At 62.2% G+C, this 6,506-nt stretch carries 7 protein-coding genes; 4 read left to right on the plus strand and 3 right to left on the minus strand.

What is annotated here, in order from left to right; translation table 11 throughout:
- Positions 1 to 972 (plus strand): XdhC family protein, encoded by a 972-nt coding sequence (locus tag F6X59_RS25950; RefSeq protein WP_372240543.1) that lies wholly within the window; start codon positions 1 to 3, stop codon positions 970 to 972.
- On the plus strand, positions 969 to 1,535 hold the full coding sequence (locus tag F6X59_RS25955; RefSeq protein ID WP_346652356.1) for a nucleotidyltransferase family protein: 567 nt from the start codon (positions 969 to 971) through the stop codon (positions 1,533 to 1,535). Before F6X59_RS25950 ends, F6X59_RS25955 begins: the two co-directional genes overlap by 4 nt.
- Positions 1,536 to 1,544: 9 nt before the next feature.
- Here the strand turns inward: F6X59_RS25955 and F6X59_RS25960 are convergent, their stop codons facing one another.
- The 3 genes from F6X59_RS25960 to F6X59_RS25970 are packed head-to-tail and all read right to left on the minus strand — an operon-like array spanning position 1,545 to position 4,186.
- Positions 1,545 to 2,168 (minus strand): GAD-like domain-containing protein, encoded by a 624-nt coding sequence (locus tag F6X59_RS25960; RefSeq protein ID WP_152958938.1) that lies wholly within the window; start codon positions 2,166 to 2,168, stop codon positions 1,545 to 1,547.
- Positions 2,169 to 2,203: 35 nt separating this feature from the next.
- Positions 2,204 to 2,821 (minus strand): GAD-like domain-containing protein, encoded by a 618-nt coding sequence (locus tag F6X59_RS25965; RefSeq protein ID WP_152958939.1) that lies wholly within the window; start codon positions 2,819 to 2,821, stop codon positions 2,204 to 2,206.
- Between the two features lie 18 nt (positions 2,822 to 2,839).
- Entirely contained in the window at positions 2,840 to 4,186 is a 1,347-nt protein-coding gene (locus tag F6X59_RS25970; protein WP_152958940.1) for a DUF6861 domain-containing protein, read from the minus strand.
- 333 nt (positions 4,187 to 4,519) lie between these two features.
- Between F6X59_RS25970 and F6X59_RS25975 the strand changes: the two genes are divergently transcribed.
- Together F6X59_RS25975 and F6X59_RS25980 are read left to right on the plus strand one after the other, a co-directional pair.
- Positions 4,520 to 5,203 carry a response regulator transcription factor gene (locus tag F6X59_RS25975; RefSeq protein ID WP_152958941.1) on the plus strand — a complete coding sequence of 228 codons (684 nt, stop codon included), beginning with the start codon at positions 4,520 to 4,522 and terminating at the stop codon, positions 5,201 to 5,203.
- Positions 5,200 to 6,506, plus strand: a 1,307-nt coding sequence (locus tag F6X59_RS25980) for an ATP-binding protein (RefSeq protein ID WP_152958942.1), incomplete at its 3' end; no start/stop codon positions are given. The genes F6X59_RS25975 and F6X59_RS25980, both read left to right, overlap by 4 nt.

Below are 6,506 nucleotides of genomic sequence, written 5' to 3' on the forward strand. Positions count from 1 at the left end.
GTGCAGCATCTCGATCTTCAGGTGATCAGCCAGGCGCTTCAGTGGTCGTGCAGCGGCCAGCGGGTGTGGTTGTGCACGGTGCTCGCCACCTACGGCTCGGCGCCGCGTGCGCCGGGCTCGCTGCTGGCGGTCAACGCCAGCGGGCAGTGGCTGGGTTCACTGTCCGGTGGCTGTGTCGAGGAAGATTTCCTCGAACGTGTGGGGCGGGGTGAGTTTCCCGAACCGATCGCCATCGTGCGCTATGGCGATGGCAGCGACCCGCGTTCAAGCATCCGCCTGCCCTGCGGTGGCGTGCTCGAGGTGCTGGTGGAAAACCTGCCGGCCGACTGTGACGTGCAGGCCCACCTGCGTGAGCTGGAAGGCGCGCTGCGCGGCCAGCGACGGCTGCTGCGCGAGGTGAGCTTGCCACAAGGGGATCGTCAGCTGCTCGACGACCACAGCCAGGGGCCGCGCGTGGAGCTTGCAAGCGACCGGGTGCGTTTGCGCGTCGGGGCTGCCCAGCGCCTGCTGCTGGCTGGGTACTCCAGCGTCGCGCATTTCTGCGCCGAGTTCGGCAAAGCCATGGGCTTTGAAGTCATCCTCTGCGACCCGCGTGACGAGGTGCTCGAAGGCGTGGTGCTGGAGGGCATCGAGGTGCGTCGTGAACTGCCGTCGGAGTTTATCGCCAAGGGTGGTTGCCATGCCGACACAGCGGTGGTTGCATTGACCCATGATCCGAAAATCGATGACCTGGCCATGCTTGAAGCGGTGCGTACCGAAGCGTTCTACATTGGCGTGATGGGCTCGAAGGCGACCTCCGACAAGCGTCGCGAACGCTTGCAGCGCATAGGCGGCCTGGGCTACGACGAGCTGGCGCGGATCCACGCGCCGATCGGCCTCAACCTGGGTAGCAAGACCCCGGCCGAGATCGCCTTGGCGGTGCTCGCCGATATCCTGCGCCTGCGCAATGGCATCGGGCGGGCAGCGCTGTGAGTGTGGTGGCGTTGGTATTGGCGGCCGGCAGCAGCATGCGCTTCGGTGCTGACAAGCGTCGGGCGCTGATGGCGGATGGTCGCAGCTTGCTGGTGCACAGCGTCGAACATGCCTGTGCAGTGTTTGATGACGTACGGGTGGTGCTGCGTGATGGCGAGCGGGGCGAGGAGCTGGGGTTGCCAGCGGCGTGCCGCGTCATCTGCAGTGCGGATTTCGCGCAGGGAATGGGTCATAGTCTGGCGGCTGGCGCCGCTTCGCTGGTCGACAGCGAGGCGCAGGCGGTGGCGATTCTGCTGGGTGACATGCCCTGGGTGGGACTCGGGACCCTTGGTTTGCTTGCACGCGAGGCCAGTGGGTCGACGATAGTGTTGCCTTGTCATGCCGGGCAGCAGGGCCATCCGGTGCTGTTCGGGCGTGATTTCTGGCCAGCGCTTGCGCGGCTGACGGGCGATGAAGGGGCGCGTTCGGTGGTGAAGGACCATCCGGACCGTTGCGTCAGGCTGGCCGTCGAGGATGCCGGCGTGCTGCGGGATGTCGATACGCCCGATGCGCTGCGCGAATGAGCGTCGGTTTTACTCATCTTCTTCCTCATCGAATGCATAAGGTTCCAGTTCGCTCAGCTGGGAAAGTAAAATCAGATGCACGTTGGCCTTGAGCCGCTGGAGATTGGCCAGGCTTGCAGGCCCGCCCAGCATCAGCGCCGGAACGAAGCCATACATCTCGTCTGGCGCCAACGTCCCCAGTGTTTCCCTGGCCGATTCGAACAGGTCCAGGTCGATGCCTTCAGTCATGACCCACATGAGCAGCCCCTGGATCTTCGCGTCACGCTCTTCGTCGGTCGAGCTGCAGGCGCCATCGATGTATTGGGATGCGTAGGCAGTGATGGTCAGGACTGACCCGGTTTCTTCGCCCCAGAGGTACAACTCGCCGAAAGCGCTGCGGGCGATGAGGTGGTAGGTGTCGCGGGTTTCGAAGGGCGTACCTGTCAGCCAGTAGGCCACGACGTCTTCGTATTCCTGCGGGTTGACCATCCAGAACAGGCCACCGCCGTAGCCGCACCAGCCGTGGTCTTTCCAGTAGGTCAGGAGTTGGTTGGGGAGTTTGCCTTGGTAGTGGTCCAGAGCGGCAGGCGGGACGGGCTGGTGGCCGATGGGGTCGTTGAAGGTTTCGAGGAAGATGGAGAAGAGTGCGTTCATTTTTTAGATCCTTTTATTACTGTTGGGTAAGGGCTTCAAAAATCAGAAAAGCTATAGGGCTCGATTGTGCAAAGCTGAGACAGCAGTACCAAGTGTTCAATGGCTTTCAGCTTCTCAAGATTATCGAGTCGAATGGGGCCGCCGAACACCAAGGCTGGAACAAAGCCGTACATCTCGTCCGGACCAAGTATGCCGAGGCTATTTTTTGCAGTTTCAAACAGGTCATCAAAATCATTTGAATCCAAATCTCTACAGGCGAAAAAACTCTGCACTAGTCTGTCCATGTCGGACGGCGTTACTTCTCGTTTGCTGCCAATATACCGACCTATATGTGGTGCGATTTTCAGTGAAAATCCGGTTCTCTCACCAAATAGATAAAGGTCGCCAAAGGCTCCGCGGGCGATGAGATGAAACTTGTCGTAAGTTTCCAGGTTTGCACTCTCAAGCATAGATGCCACCACGCCCTCGTACTCTAGAGGGTTTACGGTCCAAAACAAACCATCTCCGTATCCACACCATCCGTGCTCAATCCAATATTGCAGAAGTTTATCCGGGAGCTTCCCCTTGTAACGCTCGATGGTCGATGTGGGTACCTCCTGCCTGTGCGTAGGCTCACCGACCTCTTCAATAAAAACAGAAAATGCTTCATCCATTTGATGACCTCCAGTCAGTTAGCATTTGTGTAATTTCACGTTTAAAAGGCCGGTCTTGCCTCCCATTCCGGCCGTTTCTTCGGCTGCTCGTCGAAGCCCTCCTATTCTACTTTTCCATTGAGGGCCAATACTTGAATTCACCTGTCTGTCGCCAAAGTCAGCAATAGCGTCTCGTCCACCTGCACTAAGGTCAGGGTTATGCAAGGCGGCGAGTGTTGACATCGTCTCCCTAGCTTGCACTTCTGAAAGTCTTCTCGCTTCTCGCGGCCCCATCGTTTTGGATAAATCCTCCTGGATTCTATCTCTCAGACTTACATAAAGGTCCTTGCGTGCCTTTTTAGCAAGTTTCGGATCACGTTTGACTGGATTGGCAACATTTTCCAGGAATTCTTCCACCGTAAGCCGGTTTAACCCATCCTGCTGTCCTTTTAGCTGCCGTTCAAACTCGCCATGCTTCGATGGCGGCAATTTGTCCGCCTTGAAGCACGCCACCGTATGCACCGGCATGCTACCGGGCTTGCCTTTGGATGGCTCCTTGTCTTTCCCCGCCGGCCGGTTAGGCTGCGCAGGCTGTGGCTCACCCACCGCGCCCTTGCGCCGCTCCGGCACCTGCAGGTCCGGCCGTTTCTTCAAAGCATCTTCGTGCTTGAGCATCCACTGCCCAATCCGCGCGCCTTTCTTGCTGGCGGCCATTTCCTGGGCCAGCACACCTGCGTTGCCACCCCCACGGGTGAGGTAGGACACCATGGCGCCCAACAGCAGCATCACCACTTCCACATGCCCGGTGGCAATGAAATGCGCCGCCTGATTGATGGCATACGGGTTGTCCTGGCTGAACGCGTTCAGCCCGTCTTCACCGCGTGTGCCTTCCCAGGCGAGGCCGATGCCGTCCAGGTAGTACTCGCCAATGCGCGGCAGGCCGTCGACGAAGAACTCGGCGAGGGAGGCGATGCCCAGCACGCCGAGGATCCAGCCGCTGACCTTGAAGCCGATGGCGGTACCCGCGACACCACCGGGAATGGCACCGGCGCCCCCGGCAAAGGCACCGATGCCGGCACCGAGCAGGCCGCCGGTGAGGGCGGTACCAGCGACGATCATCGCCATCTGCTCGGCGACGCCGAGCAGGTCGTTGAGGATGCTTTTGATGTCGAGGTCGGCGAAGCGCTGGCGCAGCAGCTGGCCGGCTACCGATTCGGCCTTGTAGAACGCGCGCCGCACGTTGTCGACGCGGCGCAGGTTGAGGGCCAGTGACGGCACTGCTTCGTTGAGGTAAGTACGGAAATGGGCGCCTCCTTGATAGCCCATTTCATCGGTGATGCGGGTCTCGATATCGCGCCAGGTTGGCACGATTTGCCAGAACAGCATGAGGCGTCTCCCTGCCAGTTTTGTGCAGGGGAAATCACATCATGGAGTGGGCGTAGGACGTTCCTGAGTCGCTTGTAGGAAAAGTCTATTTCGTTGTTGGTGGGGGTAGAGGGGGCGGGATTGAGGTGTTGCTGCGATGGGTAAGGCTGGAGGGATTTGTCGCCTGTGAGATCGAGCGCCGCCCGCCCGGCGCTCGATCTCACAGGCGCTGAAAACACCAAGGCGAGCCCCCCTCAGGCGCTGAAAGCATCAAGGCGAACACAAAAAGGTCCATAATCCCCCCTTAATCCCCCCATAGTGCAATGCCAGCCACACCACTCCGGGAGCCTCACCATGCACGTTCTGCTCTGCGAGGACGATGACCTGATCGCCAGCGGCATCTGCGCCGGCCTCACCGCCCAGGGCCTGACCGTCGACCGCGTGGCCAATGCCGCCAGCGCCCGGGCCCTGCTGCAGGCGGCGCAGTTCGACGTGATGATCCTCGACCTCGGCCTGCCCGACGAAGATGGCCTGAAACTCTTGCGCCGCCTGCGCCAGCAAGGTGTGGACCTGCCCGTGCTGGTGCTCACCGCCCGCGATGCGGTCACCGACCGGGTTGACGGTCTGCAGGCCGGTGCCGACGACTACCTGCTCAAACCTTTCGACCTGCGCGAACTGGCGGCGCGCCTGCATACCCTGTTGCGCCGGGTGGCGGGGCGGGCGGTCAACGTGATCGAGCATGGCCCGCTGCGCTACGACCCGAGCAGCTGCGAGGCGACCCTCGCCGGCCAGCCTGTCGACCTGTCGCGGCGCGAGCAGGCGTTGCTCCAGGCGTTAATGCAGAACCCCGGCCGGGTGCTGTCCAGCGAACAACTCAAGGACTGCGTGTACGGCTTCAGCGATGAGGTCGAAAGCAACGCGCTGAACGTCCATATCCACCACCTGCGGCGCAAGCTCGGCAACAGCATCGTCGAGACCGTGCGTGGCCTGGGTTATCGCCTGGGCCCGGCGCAGGCCCCTGAGAGAAGCGCTTCATGAGCCTGCGGGTACGCCTCAGCCTGATCCTCGGTACCGCCTTCATCATCATCTGGGCGCTGGCAGCCGCGTGGATGCTGCGCGACCTGCGCCAGCAGATGATGTTCTCCCTCGACCAGCGCCTGGTGGCTTCGGCGCGCATGGTAGCGGGGCTGATCGACCAGCTGCCGCAACCGCTGGCGGCCAAGGGCGAGGACGCGCACTTTTCCGCCGACCAGTTGAGCGTGCCCGACGGCATGGCCTGCCAGGTGAGTTCCCTGCGCGGCGAGATCCTCGCCAGCAACCACAAGCATGACGGCGCCATGGACGACCAGCGCAGCGGCTTCCGCGACCAGACCATCGATGGCGCGTTGTGGCGCACCTTCACCTATAGCCACAATGACGTGCGCATCACCACCGCCGACCGGCACATGGAGCGCGAGGCGCTGAACCAGTCGATTCTGCTGGCTGCCTCGGCACCGGTGCTGATGGCCTTGCTCGGCAGCCTCGGGCTGTTGTGGATCGGCCTGGGCAAAGGCCTGGAGCCGCTCAATCGCATGCGCGATGCCCTGCGACGAAGGCGTGCCGACAGTGTCGAACCGTTGCAGGTGGCCGGCTTGCCCAGCGAGCTGCAACCCTTGCTCGACACCCAGAACCAGCTGTTCCTGCGCATTGCTCAGACCATCGAGCGCGAACGGCGCCTGACCGACGATGCCGCCCACGAACTGCGCAGCCCGCTGACCGCGATCAAGACCCACCTGCAGGTGGCGCGCATGACCGACGGCGCGGTGCGCGAGCAGGCGCTGGAGCATGCCGAGCAAGGCGCCGACCGCATGCATCGGACCCTGGAGCAGCTGCTGATGCTGGCGCGGGTCGAGGGCAGCCTGTCGTTCGAGGACGGTGTGCAGTGCAGTGCCGAGCAGGTCGCCCGCCAGGCGGTGCAGGATGCTGGCGGCGGTGACAACCGGCGTATCGTTTTGCGCCTGCCGCAGGAGGCGACGCAGATCTATCTGGGCATGCCTGCGCCGCTGGCGGTGGCGGCCTTGCGCAACCTGCTGGACAACGCCCTGCGCCACGGCGGCGATACCGAGGTGGAGCTGGAAGTGCAAATGGCCGATGGGCAGGTAGGGTTCATGGTGCGCGACCATGGTCCGGGCATTGCCGAAGCCGATTTGCAGCACCTGACCGAGCGCTTCTGGCGCAACGGGCAGAGTGGTGGATGTGGGTTGGGTTTGGCGATCGTTCAGGCGATCGTGCAGCGTTGTGCTGGCAGCCTGAGGTTTGACAGCCGCAATGATGGGTTGCGAGTGCTGCTGCAGGTGCCGGC

It is taken from the genome of Pseudomonas sp. MN1F (assembly GCF_009391885.1).
In the GTDB taxonomy this organism is placed as follows: Bacteria; Pseudomonadota; Gammaproteobacteria; order Pseudomonadales; family Pseudomonadaceae; genus Aquipseudomonas.

What these genes read in the sequence shown, in the direction of transcription:
- F6X59_RS25965 (WP_152958939.1), bottom strand. Translation starts at nt 2,821, where the DNA reads ATGGATGAAGCATTTTCTGTTTTTATTGAAGAGGTCGGTGAGCCTACG.
- F6X59_RS25960 (WP_152958938.1), bottom strand. Translation starts at nt 2,168, where the DNA reads ATGAACGCACTCTTCTCCATCTTCCTCGAAACCTTCAACGACCCCATC.
- F6X59_RS25970 (WP_152958940.1), bottom strand. Translation starts at nt 4,186, where the DNA reads ATGCTGTTCTGGCAAATCGTGCCAACCTGGCGCGATATCGAGACCCGC.
- F6X59_RS25975 (WP_152958941.1), top strand. Translation starts at nt 4,520, where the DNA reads ATGCACGTTCTGCTCTGCGAGGACGATGACCTGATCGCCAGCGGCATC.